This is a genomic window from Salibacterium aidingense DSM 18341, assembly GCF_000429685.1.
Taxonomy (GTDB): domain Bacteria; phylum Bacillota; class Bacilli; order Bacillales; family Marinococcaceae; genus Salibacterium; species Salibacterium aidingense.
The window spans coordinates 20546-39878 of sequence record NZ_AUCI01000016.1 but is presented as its reverse complement, the minus strand read 5'-3'; the positions used below and the strand labels follow the sequence as shown (position 1 = coordinate 39878).

General features: G+C 44.2%; 16 protein-coding genes, 1 tRNA gene and 1 other annotated feature. Of the genes, 16 read left to right on the top strand and 1 reads right to left on the bottom strand.

Annotation, left to right across the window (positions count from 1 at the left end; translation table 11 throughout):
• Positions 1 to 179 precede the first annotated feature (179 nt).
• The 9 genes from dnaA (at position 180) to G475_RS0115235 (ending at position 10803) form a co-directional block, all read left to right on the top strand.
• Positions 180 to 1532, top strand: a complete 1353-nt coding sequence (dnaA, locus tag G475_RS0115275; protein ID WP_026702025.1) for a chromosomal replication initiator protein DnaA — start codon at positions 180 to 182, stop codon at positions 1530 to 1532.
• 154 nt (positions 1533 to 1686) lie between these two features.
• Positions 1687 to 2829, top strand: a complete 1143-nt coding sequence (dnaN, locus tag G475_RS0115270; RefSeq protein WP_026702024.1) for a DNA polymerase III subunit beta — start codon at positions 1687 to 1689, stop codon at positions 2827 to 2829.
• Between the two features lie 192 nt (positions 2830 to 3021).
• Positions 3022 to 3246, top strand: a complete 225-nt coding sequence (yaaA, locus tag G475_RS0115265) for a S4 domain-containing protein YaaA (RefSeq protein ID WP_026702023.1) — start codon at positions 3022 to 3024, stop codon at positions 3244 to 3246.
• 9 nt (positions 3247 to 3255) lie between these two features.
• On the top strand, positions 3256 to 4377 hold the full coding sequence (recF, locus tag G475_RS0115260) for a DNA replication/repair protein RecF (protein WP_026702022.1): 1122 nt from the start codon (positions 3256 to 3258) through the stop codon (positions 4375 to 4377).
• Positions 4378 to 4387: 10 nt separating this feature from the next.
• On the top strand, positions 4388 to 4672 hold the full coding sequence (gene remB, locus G475_RS0115255) for an extracellular matrix regulator RemB (protein ID WP_026702021.1): 285 nt from the start codon (positions 4388 to 4390) through the stop codon (positions 4670 to 4672).
• An 84-nt stretch (positions 4673 to 4756) separates the two neighbouring features.
• Complete coding sequence (gene gyrB / locus G475_RS0115250) at positions 4757 to 6673, top strand: DNA topoisomerase (ATP-hydrolyzing) subunit B (RefSeq protein ID WP_026702020.1); 1917 nt, start codon at positions 4757 to 4759, stop codon at positions 6671 to 6673.
• Positions 6651 to 6938, top strand: coding sequence for a hypothetical protein (locus G475_RS0115245; RefSeq protein ID WP_026702019.1), 288 nt, complete (start codon positions 6651 to 6653; stop codon positions 6936 to 6938). Before gyrB ends, G475_RS0115245 begins: the two co-directional genes overlap by 23 nt.
• A complete protein-coding gene (gyrA, locus tag G475_RS0115240; protein WP_026702018.1) occupies positions 6928 to 9462 on the top strand; it encodes a DNA gyrase subunit A in 2535 nt (844 codons plus the stop codon). The genes G475_RS0115245 and gyrA overlap by 11 nt, the downstream gene beginning before the upstream one ends.
• Positions 9463 to 9720: 258 nt before the next feature.
• Positions 9721 to 10803: an HD-GYP domain-containing protein gene (locus tag G475_RS0115235; RefSeq protein ID WP_026702017.1), complete on the top strand. Its 1083-nt coding sequence runs from the start codon at positions 9721 to 9723 to the stop codon at positions 10801 to 10803.
• Here the strand turns inward: G475_RS0115235 and G475_RS0115230 are convergent.
• Positions 10778 to 11746 (bottom strand): YaaC family protein, encoded by a 969-nt coding sequence (locus G475_RS0115230; protein ID WP_026702016.1) that lies wholly within the window; start codon positions 11744 to 11746, stop codon positions 10778 to 10780. The genes G475_RS0115235 and G475_RS0115230 overlap by 26 nt on opposite strands.
• Positions 11747 to 11942: 196 nt before the next feature.
• Here G475_RS0115230 and guaB point away from each other — a divergent pair, with 196 nt between their 5' ends.
• The 7 genes from guaB (at position 11943) to G475_RS0115190 (ending at position 19122) form a co-directional block, all read left to right on the top strand.
• On the top strand, positions 11943 to 13400 hold the full coding sequence (guaB, locus tag G475_RS0115225; RefSeq protein ID WP_026702015.1) for an IMP dehydrogenase: 1458 nt from the start codon (positions 11943 to 11945) through the stop codon (positions 13398 to 13400).
• 295 nt (positions 13401 to 13695) lie between these two features.
• Complete coding sequence (locus G475_RS0115215) at positions 13696 to 15036, top strand: D-alanyl-D-alanine carboxypeptidase family protein (protein ID WP_026702013.1); 1341 nt, start codon at positions 13696 to 13698, stop codon at positions 15034 to 15036.
• A gap of 119 nt (positions 15037 to 15155) precedes the next feature.
• Positions 15156 to 16040: a pyridoxal 5'-phosphate synthase lyase subunit PdxS gene (gene pdxS, locus G475_RS0115210; protein WP_026702012.1), complete on the top strand. Its 885-nt coding sequence runs from the start codon at positions 15156 to 15158 to the stop codon at positions 16038 to 16040.
• A 13-nt stretch (positions 16041 to 16053) separates the two neighbouring features.
• On the top strand, positions 16054 to 16659 hold the full coding sequence (gene pdxT, locus G475_RS0115205) for a pyridoxal 5'-phosphate synthase glutaminase subunit PdxT (RefSeq protein WP_026702011.1): 606 nt from the start codon (positions 16054 to 16056) through the stop codon (positions 16657 to 16659).
• Positions 16658 to 16876, top strand: a binding site (T-box leader). Its footprint overlaps the gene before it by 2 nt.
• An 89-nt stretch (positions 16877 to 16965) precedes the next feature.
• Positions 16966 to 18240, top strand: a complete 1275-nt coding sequence (gene serS, locus G475_RS0115200) for a serine--tRNA ligase (protein WP_026702010.1) — start codon at positions 16966 to 16968, stop codon at positions 18238 to 18240.
• Positions 18241 to 18483: 243 nt separating this feature from the next.
• Entirely contained in the window at positions 18484 to 18936 is a 453-nt protein-coding gene (locus G475_RS0115195) for an Lrp/AsnC family transcriptional regulator (RefSeq protein WP_026702009.1), read from the top strand.
• Between the two features lie 93 nt (positions 18937 to 19029).
• A tRNA-Ser gene (locus G475_RS0115190) sits at positions 19030 to 19122 on the top strand.
• The last annotated feature ends 211 nt before the right edge of the window (positions 19123 to 19333 follow it).

Sequence of the window (19333 nt, the reverse complement as noted above, 5' to 3'; positions counted from 1 at the left end):
CGTTTCGACAATTATGCACAGCCTCCAATGGAGCACTACACTGTTCCCCTTATACAAAAACTATACCTTTGCGTTATTATCAGCAAGGCTTCCATCCGTATATTTAAAGAGTTGGAGGCCTTTCTTTGCCCTTGGATACCCTTTTATTAACAAGACGATGAAAAAGGAGGGACTACATATTGGAGAATATTACAGATTTATGGAACCAGACGCTGTCTGTCATGCAGAAAAAAGTGAGCAAACCCAGCTACGAAACATGGTTAAAATCGACAAAAGCTGCTGAACTTCAAGAGGATACCATTGTTATCACAGCTCCCAATGAATTCGCCAGAGACTGGCTGGAAAATCGGTATTCCAGGCTGATTTCTGATACCCTTCAGGACATTACCGGAGCAGAGCTCTACGTAAAATTCATCATTCCGGATGCTGGGGAAGAAGACCATATCCCGGTTGAGCAGGAAATGAAGAAGATGCCGGCCCCTGCTGAAAATCAGACAGATGATGTGCCAAAAAGCATGCTTAATGACAAATACTCCTTTAACACCTTTGTTATTGGCTCAGGAAACCGTTTTGCGCATGCTGCCTCTCTGGCTGTAGCAGAAGCCCCGGCAAAAGCCTATAATCCGTTGTTTATCTACGGAGGCGTCGGGCTTGGCAAAACCCATTTAATGCATGCCATCGGACACTACGTGATTGATCATAACCCCGAAGCACGGGTGGTATACTTATCTTCGGAGAAATTTACCAATGAATTTATAAATTCTATTCGTGATAATAAAGCTGTTAATTTCCGCAATAAATACCGGAGCGTCGATGTATTATTGATAGATGATATTCAATTTCTAGCAGGGAAAGAACAAACACAGGAAGAATTTTTCCATACATTTAATGCACTTCATGAAGAAAGCAAGCAGATTGTTATCTCCAGTGACCGGCCGCCTAAAGAAATACCGACTCTTGAAGACAGGCTCCGTTCAAGATTTGAATGGGGGTTAATCACGGACATTACCCCTCCGGATCTTGAAACAAGAATCGCCATTCTCCGCAAGAAGGCCAAGGCTGAAAAGCTGGATATACCAAATGAAGTAATGTTATATATTGCCAACCAAATTGATACAAATATCCGGGAGCTGGAAGGAGCCCTTATCCGGGTTGTCGCTTATTCCTCCCTGATTAATCAGGACATGAACGCTGACCTTGCCGCAGAAGCGCTGAAAGATATCATTCCAAGCGCCAAACCAAAAAAAGTGACCATCGCAGACATTCAAAAAACCGTTTCGGACCAGTTCAGTGTCCAAGTCCAGGAATTAAAAGCTAAAAGACGAACAAAAACCATAGCTTTTGCCAGACAGATCGCTATGTATCTTTCGAGAGAAATGACAGAGTCCTCACTTCCTAAAATTGGAGAAGAGTTTGGGGGCAGAGATCATACGACAGTTATCCATGCCCATGAAAAAATTGCCTCCATGCTCGATACCGACACAGAATTACAAAATAATCTTCAAGATGTTATCGACAAGTTAAAAACATGATGTGCAGAAACACCCTAAGTTATACACATTCCTTCCACATGTGCATAACTCTGTTGCATCAGCATTTATCTTAATTATCCACATTTTGCACAACACCTACGATTATTACTACTAAAATTATTAAATATAATAATATATATAAGGGAGATGTCGTATGCACTTTGTTATCCAACGGGAAACTTTTGTTCACAGTGTGCAGCATGTAAATAAAGCTGTATCTACAAGAACGACCATTCCAATTCTTACAGGCATAAAAATCGACGCGGCGGCAGATGGTATCACCCTGACCGGCAGTGATTCAGATATATCTATTGAAACCTTTATTCCACAGGCAGATGAAGAAACCGAATATGCAGATATTAAAGAAACTGGAAGTATTGTTCTTCAGGCCCGTTTTTTCGCTGATATTGTAAAAAAACTCCCCGGGGAGGAAATTGAACTTATTGTCCAGGATCAGTTTGCTACTACTCTCCGTTCTGGTTCTGTGGTGTTTAACTTAAACGGTCTGGATCCAGAAGAATACCCAAGACTGCCTAATCTTGAAGAAAACCAGACTTTTACACTGCCTCAAAACCTATTAAGAGACATGATTCGACAAACTGTATTCGCTGTGTCCACTCAGGAAACACGTCCAGTGTTGACAGGTGTAAACCTGGAAAATGAAAAAGAACAGCTGACCTGTACTGCAACAGACAGTCACAGGCTTGCTATGAGAAAAGCGTCGATAGAATCAGAGGGAGATCTTCTTGAAATGTCCAATGTGGTAATTCCGGGAAAGAGTTTAAACGAATTGAGGCAGATTTTAGAGGATAGCGACGAAAGAGTTCAAATTGTTGTAACGGAAAGCCAAGTATTATTTAAATTCAAGCATCTATTATTCTTTTCAAGATTGTTGGATGGAAAATATCCAGTAACGAGCAACATGATTCCAGATCAGTCCAAAACGACGATGGAAATTTCAACAAAAGACCTGCTTCATTCGTTAGAGCGGGCCCTGTTGTTGTCAAAAGAAGCCAAAAACAATGTCATTAATTTTAAAACATTGGAGAATTCGGATATAGAAATCAGTTCCGTCTCGGCTGAAGTGGGAAAAGTGACGGAACGTATAACATGTCATTCTCTCGAAGGAGAAGAACTGAGGATTTCTTTTAATGGAAAAAATATCATTGACGCGTTGAAGGTCATTGACAGCGAAGTGGTTCATATTATGTTCACCGGAGCGATGAGTCCTTTTGTCATAAGACCTTCCGATCACGATCAAATGCTGCATCTATTTTCTCCCGTTCGCACATATTAAAACGACAATATCCCCTCCGGGTTAAAAATAACCTGGAGGTTTCTGCTTTACAGCAGGGGTCGGAAGTTTTTCTTCCGTGTTCCTATTGGCGTTATCCTTATAAGTTTAGTAAAATATATAGTGAGTCCATATGTCGTTCGTACAGGAAGTCCGTGTGGAAATGCAAGAGCGGCAGACGCAGGAGGAATCAAGATGGATCAAACGATAACGATTGATACCGAATATATTACGCTAGGGCAGCTATTGCAGGAAGCGGCTATTATCGACTCCGGCGGCATGGCAAAACTGTTTTTATCCGAGTTTGAAGTGTTTGTTAACGGCGAACCTGAACAGAGACGGGGGAAAAAACTTTACCACGGAGACGAAATTGATATTGAGGAAACCGGCAGACTTACGGTTTTTTCAAACTATCCTTAGAGGGATACTGTGCATATTAAAGAGATTCACCTTAAACAGTTCCGCAATTACGATGACATCACCCTTAATGTAGAAGATAAAGTGAATGTCATCCTTGGTGAAAATGCGCAGGGGAAAACAAATATGATGGAAGCTGTCTATGTCCTTGCGTTTGCAAAATCCCACCGGACTTCTAAAGATAAAGAGTTAATTCAATGGGAACAGGACTTCGCCAGAATTGAAGCGGATATAGAGAGGAAAAATGGTCCGCTTTCTTTGGAAGTGATCGTTTCCACCAAAGGGAAAAAAACCAAGATAAATAGTCTCGAGCAGCAAAAGCTGAGCGAATATATAGGAACATGTAACGTCGTTATGTTCGCGCCGGAGGATCTAAACCTGGTAAAAGGCGGACCGCAGATGAGACGCCGTTTTATTGACATGGAGATTGGACAGATAAGTTCCGTTTACCTTTATGACTTAATGATGTATCAGCGTATTTTAAAACAGCGGAACCAGCTGTTGAAAAACATGTTTCCTATCCCTGACCAGGAACAGGAAGTCATGTTGGACGTGCTTACAGAGCAGCTGTCCCAGGCAGCCGCGAAAGTAATACAGAAAAGGTATTCTTTTCTCCATCTGCTTCAAAACTGGGCAAATGAGATACACAGCCGGATAACCAAACACCAGGAAGACCTGCAGATTAGGTATGCTCCTTCTGCAGAGGTATCAGAAGACATGGATTTGTCGATGATAGAAAAAGGTGTAAAACGGAAATTTGAACAAAACAGGCAGAATGAGATACGCCGGGGAGTTTCGTTAATCGGTCCGCACCGGGATGAACTTACCCTGCGGATTAACAATAAAGATGTACAGACGTACGGTTCTCAGGGGCAGCAGCGTACAGCCGCTCTATCCCTGAAATTAGCAGAGATTGAACTCATACACGATAATATCGGGGAATACCCGATTTTATTATTGGATGATGTTCTTTCTGAACTGGATCATTACAGGCAGTCCCATCTGTTAAACACCATTCAGGGAAAGGTACAGACATTTGTGACAACAACCAGCGTTCATGGAATTGAACATGATACCTTGAAGCAGGCCTCTACATTTATCGCCAAAGCAGGAACATTGGAGCAAAGGAAATGAGGTGGAACAGATGTTTATTCATTTAGGCGGAGATACCGTCATTCGTTCGAAAGACGTCATTACAATCGTAGATCAGGATACTCATGATTCTTCGAGTATCACTCAGCAGTTTTTAGCCTCCCGGAACGAGAATGATATTGAACGGATTTCTGCGGAACAATCAAAGTCTGTGGTTGTTACTACGGAAAAAATTTATTTATCCCCCATATCTACGTTAACCCTGAAGCGGCGGGCTCAGATGGTATCGGATTTTGACGACTACAGTGAAGATAGTGAGGATACAGCAGAATCATAACGTAGTCCGTAATGGCGTACAGGAATTGTACTGAAAAAGGAGCCATAAGAAACGGAACTCGTGATGGAAGCGAAGGTGAATAAATTGTCAGTAGAGCAATACTCATACGACGAAAGCCAGATTCAGGTATTGGAAGGCCTTGAAGCGGTAAGAAAGCGGCCTGGAATGTATATTGGCACCACAAGCACCCGGGGACTTCATCATCTTGTCTGGGAAATCGTGGACAATAGTATCGATGAAGCAATGGGAGGCTATTGTGATCACATTCATATCACCGTGGAAGAAGATAACAGTATTACCGTACAGGATAATGGACGCGGTATACCGGTAGGGAACCAGGAAAAAATGGGCAGACCTGCGGTAGAAGTAATTATGACCGTTTTACACGCCGGTGGTAAATTCGGCGGCGGCGGATACAAGGTTTCCGGCGGTCTTCACGGCGTGGGAGCCTCTGTTGTCAATGCGTTATCGGAAATGCTGGAAGTAGAAATTCACAGAGACGGTGAAGTCTATTATCAGAATTATGAACGGGGCGTGCCTAAACAGGACGTGCAGTCTATCGGTACTACCGAAAAACATGGAACGAAAATTCATTTTAAGCCGGATGCCCTGATTTTTGATGAGAATATCGATTTTGATTATGACATTCTGGCGACTCGATTAAGGGAACTGGCTTTTTTAAACAAAGGGCTTCGTATTACCTTTGATGACAAACGAAAGGAAGAAATAGAAACGGTAGAGTACTATTATGAAGGCGGGATTGCTTCTTTCGTAGAATATTTGAACCGCCAGAAAGAACCTCTTCATGACCAGCCCATCTTTGTCGAGGGAGATAAAGACGGGTTACAGATAGAAATAGCTTTTCAATATAATTCAAGCTTTACAAGCAATATTTACTCGTTCGCCAACAATATTAATACGCATGAAGGCGGAACGCATGAATCCGGTTTTAAAACAGGATTAACCCGGGTTATTAATGATTACGCAAGAAAACACAGCTTATTCAAAGAAAATGACCCCAATCTGATTGGCGATGATGTGAGAGAAGGACTGACTGCTATCATTTCCGCGAAAATTCCGGACCCGCAATTTGAAGGGCAGACAAAAACGAAGCTTGGCAATAGTGAAGTACGAACAGCGACGGACTCTATGTTTTCCGAACACTTCTCCCGTTTTATGTCCGAAAATCCGGAGACAGCCAAAAATATCGTGGAAAAAGGACTAATGGCCTCCAGAGCAAGAGATGCTGCGAAGAAAGCGAGAGAATTAACGCGGCGGAAAAATGCATTAGAGGTCAGCTCCCTGCCTGGAAAACTGGCGGACTGTTCTTCCAATGAAGCTTCGATCAGCGAGATTTATATTGTCGAAGGGGATTCCGCCGGCGGCTCGGCAAAACAGGGAAGAGACCGCCATTTTCAGGCTATTCTCCCGCTGCGGGGTAAGATCATTAACGTAGAAAAAGCAAGGCTGGATAAGATACTGGCTAATAATGAGATCCGCTCCATTATCACCGCACTTGGCACGGGTATCGGAGATGAATTTGATATAGAAAAAGCAAGATATCACCGCGTGATTATTATGACAGATGCCGACGTAGACGGAGCTCATATCCGTACACTTCTGCTGACGTTTTTCTACCGCTATATGCGGCCGTTGATCGAAAGCGGGTATGTATATATCGCGCAGCCGCCTTTATATAAGATTACCCAGGGTAAAGCTGTCCGCTATGCCTATGTGGAACACGAGCTGGAGCAGGTGCTTGCGGAGCTCCCGGCACAGCCCAAGCCTTCTTACCAGCGTTACAAAGGCCTTGGGGAGATGAACCCCTCCCAGCTATGGGAGACGACAATGGACCCAGAATCGAGATCGGTACTCCAGGTGAATTTGGAAGATGCCATGAAAGCTGATGAAATCTTTGAAACACTGATGGGTGACAGGGTCGAACCAAGACGCGATTTTATTCAAGAGAATGCCCATTATGTACAAAACCTGGACGTATAAAGGCAAACTTCCATCCGAAGAGTTTACGGCCAAAGACTCGTTCGCAACATTGGAAGGGAGCGTCTTTGGGGCCTGCATGATGCAGGCAGAAACCAATAGGTTGTTTCGTCGTCTGTTATCTCCGGCTTCCGGAAAGCGGGAGATTCACGGGCGCTTGAAACCGGGAGCAGGCAGGGATGCCGCTGCATCCGCTGCGCCTTTGTTTGAAGAGACCATTCTATCAGAGAATGGCTCAGAATTGGGAGGTTTATGGTATGGCAGATAATGAATCGAGAGTAACAGAAATAAATATAGGTCAGGAAATGCGTACCTCATTTCTGGATTACGCCATGAGCGTTATTGTCAGCCGGGCGCTTCCAGATGTCCGGGACGGACTGAAACCAGTGCACCGCCGCATCCTGTTTGCAATGAATGAACTCGGCATGACGCCGGATAAACCCTATCGAAAGTCCGCGCGTATTGTAGGAGATGTCATTGGTAAATACCATCCCCACGGAGATTCCGCTGTATACGAAACAATGGTAAGAATGGCGCAGGATTTCAGCTACCGGAACATGCTGGTGGACGGGCATGGTAATTTTGGTTCGATCGACGGAGATGCTGCGGCAGCGATGAGGTATACGGAAGCAAAGATGTCCAAAATATCTCTGGAAATGGTACGGGACATCAATAAAGATACCATTGACTATCAGGATAACTATGATGGAAACGAACAAGAACCTGTAGTATTGCCTTCCCGCTTCCCGAACCTGTTAGTTAACGGCGCAGCAGGCATTGCAGTAGGAATGGCTACCAATATTCCACCGCATCAGCTGGGAGAAGTTATTGACGGCGTCCTTGCGCTAAGTAAAAATCCAGAAATGACTGTCCCTGATTTAATGGAATATATTCCCGGTCCTGATTTTCCAACCGCTGCAGCGATAGTTGGAAGATCCGGCATAAAGAGAGCCTATCAGACGGGGCGCGGTTCTATTATTATTCGGGCCAATGCTTATATTGAGGAAAATAACAGCGGAAAGCAGTCTATTATAGTCGATCAGCTTCCCTATCAGGTTAACAAAGCCCGGCTGATTGAAAAAATAGCTGAACTTGTCCGGGACAAGAAAATAGAAGGCATCACAGATCTTCGGGATGAATCGGATCGAAACGGAATGCGGGTTGTCATTGAAGTAAAAAAAGATGCCAACGCCAATGTTCTGTTAAACAATTTATATAAACAAACAGCTCTGCAGACAAGCTTTGGTATAAACATTCTGGCTTTAGTGGACGGACGTCCGCAGGTATTAAATTTAAAACAGTGTCTTAATCATTATCTTGAACATCAAAAAGTTGTTATTAAGCGCCGCACGGCGTTTGAACTGCAAAAAGCAGAAGCAAGGGCTCACATTCTGGAAGGGTTAAGAACAGCGCTGGATCATTTGGACGCTGTCATTGATTTAATCCGCGGGTCAGAGACCACCGACATTGCCAGGACCGGCTTAATCGAACAATTCTCATTAACCCACGAACAAGCCCAGGCTATCCTCGAAATGCGTCTTCAGCGTTTAACCGGATTGGAAAGGGATAAAATTGAACAGGAATACAGTGATCTGGTCGAGCGGATTAAAGAACTGAAAGCGATTCTTGCAAGTGAAGAACGGGTTCTTGAGATTATTAGAGAGGAACTTACGGAGATTAAAGAAAAGTTTAATGATGAACGCCGGACGGTTATTACGGCCGGAGAAAATCAGATTGAAGACGAAGACCTGATCCCGCGACAGAATGTCGTAATTACGATTTCCCATCACGGCTATCTTAAACGGATGCCTATTGATACGTATCGCAGTCAACGCCGGGGAGGCCGTGGTGTGCAGGGAATGGGAACAAACGACGATGATTTTGTGGAGCACCTGTTTACGACAAGTTCCCATCAAACGATCCTTTTCTTTACAAATAAAGGGAAGGTCTACCGTTTAAAAGCCTATGAGATTCCGGAACTGCAGCGGACGGCTAAAGGAATACCGGTAATTAATCTGCTGCAGGTGGAAAAAGATGAGTATATCAGTACAGTGATTCCTGTAGAAGCTTTTTCGGACGATGCTTATCTGTTCTTTTTAACCAAACAGGGAATCGCTAAACGGACAAAACTATCAGCATTTTCCAATATCCGAAAGGGCGGGTTGTTCGCCATAAATATTCGTGAAAACGATGAACTGTATGGCGTCCGTCTTACTCATGGCGATGAAAGTCTTATTCTTGGAACAAAACAAGGCATTTCTATTCATTTTCGAGAGGAAGATGTACGGTTTATGGGCCGGTCCGCAACCGGCGTAAAAGCCATCTCTTTATCAGCCGACGATGAAGTCATAGGCATGGACATTGCCGATGAGGAGAAAGATGTGCTGATTGTGACGGATAAAGGATTTGGAAAACGAACCCCGATACATGAGTTTAAAATGCAGCAGCGGGGAGGAAAGGGGATCAAAGCTTGCAACCTTACCGAACGCAACGGGTCTCTGGTCTCGATGCGCTGCGTTTCCGATGATCATGATATTATGATCATGACCATTCAAGGGGTCCTTATCCGAATGCAGGCACAAGAGATATCAAAATTGGGTCGTTATGCCCAAGGGGTTACCCTCATCCGCCTGGCGGAAGGAGAAGAAGTATCAACCGTAGCTCCTGTGGAGACGCCGGAAGATGAGGTAGACCCGGACGACTCAGACCAGCAGGGTGCAGAACCCGAAGAACTTCCAGAAGAAGGAGAAGAATCAGGAGAAGCCCAAGATCCGGATCCTTCTGAAGAATAGAGGGAGTCTCGGATAAAAAGAGAGGACGGGGAAAAACGCACGTTGTGTGGTCCTTGTGACAGGAGCAGTAATCCAGCTCAGTTTTTGGGACAGCAATAAACCCTAATGCACAAAAACCCCGAACGATACATAAAAATCGTTCGGGGTTTTTAGGCTTTTAATGGTTTTGCGAATATCTTTCCATTTTTATTTTTTCTTTTCGCTTTTTATGATTTATAATGATAAAAAAGTGTGCAGGAAGGAAAAAGGGGAAATGTTATGAAAGTTAAAAGAGAACAATTAAAAGAAGGCTGCATTCTGACCGAAGACGTTTTTGCAGTAACATCTCACCCTATTATCCGGAAAAAGACCATTTTAACAGCAAAACACCTAGAAGTACTCGAAGCATTCTTGATACATAAGGTACATGTGGAGAAGAAACTAATCGACGGGACACCCTTTCAACCGCCGGATGCAGAGGAGGAAACAGAAGAATCTCGCTCTGAAGCACCGGTTCCATTTTTAGATTACTATTTAAAAGCGGTCCAAACCTACAAAGCGTTGTTCCAGAAATGGACAGGGGGCAGCCGGATTGAAATGGATAAAATACGAGGGGTCCTTGCGCCGCTGGCGGAGAAACTAACCAAACATCCCAATCAGGTTCTTTTCCTTCACCACTTCAGCACGAAAGAAGATTATTTGTATCACCATGCTGTTTCTACAGCTCTTCTTGCTATGTTTTTAGCCAGAAAAAAAGGCTTTTCTAAAAAAGAACGGCTTCAGGCCGGAATAGCTGGAGCTTTGTGTGATGCCGGGATGGCCAGGCTTCCTGCTGCTGTACTGTATATTAAAGAACACTTAACCGAACACGAATATGAAGAAGTTAAAAATCACCCGTACTACTCTTATAATATGGTGAAAGAAATCAACTCGGTAAGTGAAGACGTTTTACTCGCTGTACTTCAGCATCATGAAAGAGAAGATGGAAGCGGCTATCCCCTTCAAGTGAAAAGTGATAAAATTCATAAATTAAGTAAAATCGTTAGTACTGCAGACGTGTATCATGCTATGACAAGTGAGCATTACTATAGGAAACAACGCTCTCCATACAAAGTTATTGATGAAATGTCGAAAGATCAGTTCGGTAGACTCGATCCTGAAACAACACAGTTATTAATGCATGCTCTGATCACATTTTCAATCGGCACGAAAGTCAGGCTGAGCAACGGGGCATTTGCTACCATTATTTACGTTGATGAAAAGTCACCGGCAGAACCAATGGTACAACAGGAAGATACAGAGGATGTTATCCGAGTTGAAGGTGATCAAGGCCCTTTTATTGAGGAAATCCTCTCGAGTTAAAGAAGGCTTCCAAAAGCCCTGGTGCATTATACAGCACCATTTCCAGGTAATAACGAATGAAAGAATAATCCTCAGTCTGGCGCTGGGTAATGATCTCGCCCCACCATTCCCCTTCATATCTGCAGAGCATACTGAGATTATATAAGATTAAATAATGAGCGGAGATTTTTGAAAGCTTGAATAAAGGAAGCGGATGAGGAGGCAGATACAGTTTGTCTCCTTTTTCAATGAAATAATGTTTAACTTCAGCAGGCAGGTCTTCTACATAAAATAGAGCGGTGTCCTTTGTTCTTTTCTTGATAAGCTCGATGGTAATAGAAAGGCCTTCCAGTTGTTTTTTAAGACGTTGAAACGCTTGTTCATTCATGGCTGGAAAGTGTTTAACCGTGATTTGGGAAGTTTCCAGTTGAATTGTTGGAAGGGCGGCCGGCCCGTGAATTTTTATATAAAGGTCAAAAAGATCCTCCCATTTAAAAAATAGGTCTCTCATTTTCCATTTTTCTCCATAAGGATGTTTCATGTGAAACAATAGTTGAGAGAAATGAGGAAAAAAACCTCTTTTCTGTACTTTAATTTCGTCCTGAAGGAAAGTATAATCTTTTTTCTTACGTTTTCTGGAGGTAATACCGTGAGCCAGCACATCCGTTGAAGCGGGGTAATGCGGATCACTTATTAATGTAATTCCCTTTAGAAGATGAGCCAGACCATAAAAAAGTAAAAGAGGTCTTGTCATAAGAGAGGCATGTAATGCTTCTTCCCAATAGGTACGGCCGATCAGCCATTCATAATGAAATACTGGTGTGTTACGGTAACTCCATTCCAACGCTTCTTTACTGGAGGCCCCGCGTAATCTATACTCCTCTTCTAATTTCTGCCTCAGTACGTCCTGCGATTCAAAGGCGCGATAGAAGGAAAAATATTCATGTGTCTGTTTTTTTTCCATCATAACTGCTCCTATTCTCCAGTGAAATATATCAGAAAGTTAAAACTTATTTCATTTTCTCGTTATTAAACGAAAAAAATGATAAGATATTAGAAAATCTCAGAGTTTTTTTAGTGTAGACGGTTTATTGGTCAGTTATAAGCTTTTCAATAAACAGGCGCCAATATAATTATCCTCAGGAAAGGTGGAGTGTATTATGCGCGAAGATAAGTTCGCAAAAGAAGGCCTAACATTTGATGATGTACTGCTAATGCCGGATCGTTCGGATATTCATCCCAGGGATGTGTCAGTGAAAACCTCTCTTGCCAATAAATTAAATCTGAATATTCCCATTGTCAGTGCTGGAATGGATACCGTAACGGAATCAGAAATGGCCATCGCGATCGCCCGTGAAGGCGGTCTCGGGGTTATTCACAAAAACATGTCTATTGAAGAACAGGCAGAAATGGTGGACCAGGTAAAAAGATCCGAAAGCGGCGTGATTACGGATCCGTTCTTTTTAACTCCGGAACGAAAAGTGTATGATGCTGAGCACTTAATGGGTAAATACCGTATTTCCGGTGTTCCGATTGTGGACGAGGCACAAAAGCTGGTTGGTATATTAACAAACCGGGACCTCCGCTTTATTGAAGATTACTCGATCTTCATTAAAGATGTAATGACTAGTTCGAATTTAATTACGGCGCCTGTTGGAACAACATTAGAGGAAGCGGAAAAAATAATGCAGGAGCACAGGATTGAAAAGCTGCCGTTATTGGACGAGCATCACACGTTAAAGGGATTAATTACGATTAAGGATATTGAAAAAGTCATCGAATTTCCACAATCGGCCAAAGATGATCACGGACGCCTGCTGGCTGGTGCAGCGGTTGGTGTCACTGGAGATGCCATGGTCCGGATTGACGCTCTCGTGAAAGCAGAAGTTGATGTGATCGTCCTCGATACCGCGCATGGGCATTCTAAAGGGGTGCTCGATAAGATCAAAGAAATCCGGGAGAAGTATCCAGCGTTAACAATAATCGCCGGCAATGTGGCCACAGCAGAAGGAACGAGAGACCTCATCAAGGCTGGAGCAGATATCGTAAAAGTCGGCATCGGACCTGGGTCGATTTGTACAACAAGAGTAGTAGCTGGAGTAGGGGTGCCCCAGATTACCGCTGTATTTGATTGTGCGGAAGAAGCTGCGGCTCACGATGTCCCAATTATTGCAGATGGCGGCATTAAATATTCCGGCGATATTGTAAAGGCGCTGGCGGCAGGAGGCCATGCTGTAATGCTTGGAAGTATCCTCGCCGGTGTGAAAGAGAGCCCGGGAGATACGGAAATTTATCAGGGACGTCAATTTAAGGTATACCGCGGGATGGGCTCGATGGGAGCCATGGAACAAGGCAGTAAAGACCGGTATTTCCAGGAAAATAATCAAAAATTAGTTCCAGAAGGAATTGAGGGTCGTATCCCTTATAAAGGACCATTAACAGATACGATTCACCAGCTCATGGGCGGACTGCGTGCAGGCATGGGGTACTGCGGGACTGCAGACCTTCATGACCTTCGAGAAAATGCCCGGTTTACCAGAATTACAAACGCAGGTCTAAGAGAAAGTCACCCTCATGATGTTCAGGTAACAAAAGAAGCTCCCAACTATAGTTTATAGTGGGCCCCTAAACAGACTGTCCTTGGAAGAGAAATTACATTTCCCGCGTTTTTCTCTTCCGGACAGTTTTTTAATTTCCCGGGAAATATGTTTTGGACTGCCATGCTTCTAAAAGATATGGTCCATGGGCCATCCGGGACTTTCTCAAGGAAATTTACCGGGGAGGACAGGGAAAAGAGTGAAAACGAGGCTGTAGTTAAAAACAAAGGTGCTTTTCTTAAAATTAGGACTCAGGCGATCTATTTTTTTATTTTTTCCTATGATAAAATATCGTTTGTGTAAGTAGACCGTGGAGGTGCAGGATTTGAAAAAAAGCAATTATTTATCTATCGTAACAGCAGTATCCTTAAGTATTGGATTGTTTTTACATAACGAAACCGAAGTGGAGGCAAGTGCTCCCGACCTGGCTGCTGAAGCGGCTATATTAGTCGATGCGGAAACGGGACAAGTATTATACAGCGAAAATGAAGATGTCATTCTGCCGCCGGCGAGCATGACGAAAATAATGACAGAATATCTTGTAAATGAAGCAGAGGCCAATGGGGAAATTTCCTGGGATGATGAGGTCCAGCTTAGTGAAAAAACACTGCAGATGTCGCAGGATTATGATTTATCCAACGTACCATTACGGGAAGGAGAAACCTATACGGCCCAGGAATTATATGAAGCAATGGCTATATATTCGGCAAACGGGGCGACGATTGCACTGGCAGAACACGTGGCAGGGTCAGAATCAGAGTTTGTGGATAGAATGAATAAAAAAGCGGAAGAATTGGGGATGGAGGAATATGAATTTGTTAATTCCACCGGTCTGAATAATGCTTCCATGAATGGTCTGCATCCAGAAGGAACGGAAGCGGATGCAGAGAATATGATGTCTGCTGAAGCGACGGCCATTTTAACGTTTCATTTGTTAAATGAGTACCCGGACGTACTTGACACAGCCAGCATTACGGAAAAAACGTTTAAAGAGAATTCGGCCAACGTTTTAATGGAAAACTGGAACTGGATGCTGCCGGGAAGTCTGGAGGAACATTTAGATTATGAAGGGGTCGACGGACTGAAAACGGGGTACACCGAACTGGCCGGAAATGCATTTACTGGTACTGCGGAAAGGAATGGAACCCGCTATATATCAGTTGTCATGCGGACTGGTTCGAGAATGGCCCGTTTTGAGGAAACGGCGAAGCTGCTCGATTACGGATTCGAGGACTTTTCAGAGGCAGAAGTCATTAATGAAGGGGAAGTATTTGACGAAGCTTCTGCTTTTCCAGTAATAAAAGGAAAAGAAGATACGGTTTCCGCTTCTGCGGGAGAAAGTCTTTCTCTGCTTCTTGAAGGCGGAGAAACGGAAGGGATAACCCCTTCGGTCAGTATTAACGAAGACATGCTGAATGACGAAGGAGAACTGGAGGCGCCGCTTGAAGCAGGAACGGAAATAGGAACGGTCACACTGGAAGGAGGCTCCGGCCAGGAATATCTTCTGGATGAAGCAGCCTCCGCCCAGGCTGTACCTCTGGTCTTGGAGGAAGATGTAGAAAAAGCCGGCTGGTTTGCCCTTACCACACGAAGCATCGGTGGATTTTTCGGTAATATGTGGGAGAATGCGTCTAATTTCGTAAAAGGACTATTCTAAGGCGCAGGTGTTTATTCCGGCTATAGGTAGTGTTATAATAAATGATACCATTACGTCTAGTTCTTAATGAAATGATGCGGAACGAAACGATATAACGAAGGGACCAGGAGGAATGGAAGATGGCAGATAGAGGGACAGACAGAGTTAAACGAGGTATGGCTGAAATGCAGAAAGGCGGCGTCATCATGGATGTCGTCAATGCGGAACAGGCTAAAATTGCGGAAGAAGCAGGTGCTGTGGCAGTGATGGCACTCGAACGTGTACCGGCTGATATACGTGCAGCAGGCGGTGTCGCTCGTATGGCTGACCCTACCATTGTAGAGGAAGTAATGAATGCTGTATCCATCCCTGTGATGGCAAAAGCGAGAATCGGCCATATTGTGGAGGCTAAAGTATTAGAATCCCTCGGTGTGGATTATATTGATGAAAGCGAAGTACTGACACCGGCTGATGAAGTGTATCATTTGGATAAAAGTGAATATACGGTTCCATTCGTATGCGGTGCCCGTGATCTAGGCGAAGCTCTGCGCCGTGTCGGCGAAGGTGCTTCCATGCTGCGTACGAAAGGAGAACCGGGCACCGGGAATATTGTGGAGGCTGTCCGTCACATGCGCCTCGTACAGGCTGAATTAAAGAAAATTGCAGGCATGTCAAAGGATGAACTAATGACAGAAGCGAAAAACCTGGGGGCTCCCTATGAGCTTCTGCTTGATATTAAAGACACAGGCAGACTGCCTGTTGTCAATTTTGCAGCCGGCGGAATTGCAACGCCGTCAGATGCTGCGCTTATGATGCAGCTGGGCTCGGATGGTGTATTTGTGGGATCGGGTATTTTTAAATCAGAACACCCTGATAAGTATGCCCGGGCTATTGTGGAAGCAACCACGCATTATCAGGATTATGAACTGATCGGACGGTTGTCCAGAGGGCTTGGAACAGCCATGCAGGGACTGGAAATTTCCACCCTTGAACCATCCGAGCGTATGCAGGACCGCGGTTGGTAAAAGGAGGTTTATTATGTTGAAAATTGGTGTTCTCGCTCTGCAGGGAGCAGTTCAGGAACACGTGAAAAGTTTGCAGGCGCCTGACGTTGAAACGGTTGTCGTTAAACGGATGGATCAGCTCGAAGCATTAGACGGGCTGGTTTTTCCGGGCGGGGAGAGTACGACAATGCGCCGGCTTGTAGATAAATATGGTTTTTTTGAACCTCTTCGGGAATTCGCCGCTGCCGGTAAACCAATTTTCGGCACTTGCGCCGGCCTTATCCTGATGGCAGAACACATTGTAAGTGAGACAGAAGGGCATCTTCAGGTAATGCCTATAGAAGTTCAGCGGAATGCATTTGGACGCCAGCGCGAGAGTTTTGAAACCCATCTTTCTGTCAAAGATGTAGGAGAAGATATCGATGCCGTGTTTATTAGAGCACCGCTCATATCTGCTGTAGATGAAAGTGTGGAAGTACTGTCAGAGTTCAAAGGAGAAATTGTAGCCGCACGCCGGGACCACTTACTGGCCTGCTCCTTTCATCCTGAATTAACAGAAGATACACGGTTTCATCAATATTTTGTGCAAATGGTAAGAGAATCGAAAGAAACAGCGCCATCTCATGCAGCTGTGACTTGATAAAGCATGGACGGGCACTAGTACCAGCATATCTGACACCCAGAGAGCCGGTGGTTGCTGCGAACCGGCTGCAGAGTGCTGAGAATCCTGCTCTGAGCGAAAAAGGGAACGAGTGCTCCATTACCTTTTTCCGGTTTATCCGCGTTAGAGGATTGCAAAGAGGCAGTGTCTATGCTGCAATTTGGGTGGCAACGCGGGTCCGGCTCCCGTCCCTTGATCAATTAAGGGACGGGAGTTTTTTCTGATAAGGAAACGTCCGTAACCCCTTTTGTCATGCGTTTATATGCTAGAGAAGGAGGATGGAGAATGCTTGATGTAAAAAAACTTCGACATAACTTTGAGGAAGTCAAAAATCAGTTGGCTAAACGGGGCGAAGACATTGCGAATTTAGATACATTTCAGGAACTCGATGAAAAACGGCGGGATTATATTCAAAAAACCGAAGAATTAAAGCAGAAAAGAAATGAGGTTTCTCAGCAGGTTGCGGAGCTGAAGCGGGAAAAAAAAGATGCAGATCATTTAATTCAGGAAACAAAAGAAGTCTCTTCGCGAATTAAAGAGCTTGATGAAGAGTTGAAAGAGATAGAACAACAGCTTGAAGAGTTAATGCTGCGGATTCCCAATATTCCTCATGAGAGCGTGCCTTACGGAGAAGATGAGTCCGATAATGAAGAGATACGCACCTGGGGAGAAAAGCCTTCTTTCTCCTTTGATGCAAAAGCTCACTGGGATTTGGCCGCAGATCTTGGCATGATGGACTTTGACCGTGCCTCCAAAGTAACAGGAAGCCGGTTTGTGTTTTATAAAGGGGCCGGCGCACGATTAGAACGGGCGCTCATCAATTTTATGATGGATCTTCATGAAGAGGAGCATGGATATCAGGAAATCCTGCCGCCTTATATGGTAAACCGCGACAGCATGACCGGCACCGGCCAGCTGCCGAAGTTTGAAGAGGACGCTTTTAAAATCAGGGAAGAAGACTACTTTTTAATTCCCACCGCCGAAGTACCGGTCACCAATCTGCACCGTGATGAAATAATGGATGTTGAAGAGCTGCCCCTGTTATATGCGGCATACAGTGCTTGTTTTCGTTCCGAAGCCGGGTCTGCCGGGCGGGATACCCGTGGCCTGATCCGCCAGCATCAATTTAATAAGGTAGAACTGGTTCGGTTTGCCCTTCCGGAACAATCCTATGAGGATCTGGAGACGTTAACCGGGCAGGCTGAAAAAGTTCTACAGCAGCTTGGTCTGCCTTACAGGGTCATGAACATGTGCAGCGGAGATCTAGGTTTTACCGCTGCCAAAAAATATGATATTGAAGTATGGCTGCCAAGCTATGAAGATTACAAAGAGATTTCCTCCTGCAGCAACTTTGAAGATTTTCAGGCCCGCCGTGCCAATATTCGTTTTAAGCGCGATAAAAAAGCGAAAACAGAATTCGTTCATACCCTGAATGGTTCCGGGCTTGCGGTAGGACGCACCGTGGCCGCTGTCATGGAAAATTACCAGCAAGAGGACGGCTCCATTAAAATCCCGGAAGTTCTGCGCGGGTATATGGGAAATAAAGAGTATATTACGTAACGAAAGAGAAAAAGCTGTCCCCAGAGGCAGCTTTTTCATATAGGAATAGGAAAAAGACGAAGGAGCTTAAAGAGGAACTGTTACAACTAGAATTTTATTCAAAAATTCGAAAAATTAAAGTAGATACCTTGCAAGATGGCACGGTTTTTTTTATAATTATCCTAGCTTTTTTTACGAATTGCATAATGAATGATAGAAAATTATCATGTACTCGTATTTTTATCAAAAAAGGAGGGACAAGCTATGAAATTGGATCAGACGGATATGGATATCTTAGCATACCTGCAGGAAAATGGGAAACGCTCCTACAGTGAGATTTCCCGTTACTTGGAAGTAAGTGAAGGCACGGTCCGATCCAGGATTAATAAAATGCTGGATAATGGAGTGTTCGAATTTATCATTCATACCAATCCCAATAAAGTAGGCTTACAGGTCCAGGCAATTATTGGTTTTTCAACAAAGCTCGGTCTCCAGGATCATATTGCGAAAAGCCTGCAGCAATTTCCGGAAGTGCGTTTTATCGGCGCTTTCTCCGGCAAGCACGATTTAATCATACAGGCCTATTTTCAGGACAACGACAGCCTGGTTCGATTCGTAAATGAAGAGCTGGCCCATATTGACGGCATTTTAAACGCGGATGTGAATGTGGAGTTGAAACAGTATAAAGATTCTTTTTCGTACGTTATTCAGGAGTGAAAATTTCTTGTATCCACGGAGAAAAGAGGCTTGCCATCATTTTTCGGGTATGATAATATAGTCGTTGTCAGCTTAAAATGCAGCATTTTTCACGGAGGAGTACCCAAGTCCGGCTGAAGGGAGCGGTCTTGAAAACCGCCAGGGGGTTAACGCCCCGCGGGGGTTCGAATCCCTCCTCCTCCGCCATAACAACAATGTAAAATGACAAGATACAATAATGGAAGCCTAACCCGGTCTTTGATGCCGGGTTAGGCTTTTTTAACGGCTATGATGAAGGTCTTCCCCCATCGCTCAGTCAGATAACTGGACATCGTTTTTCCATTCGAGTTACGATAAAGATACTGAAATGAAAAATAAAACGATCATGACAGAAGATGAAATACCGTGTACTGGAAAG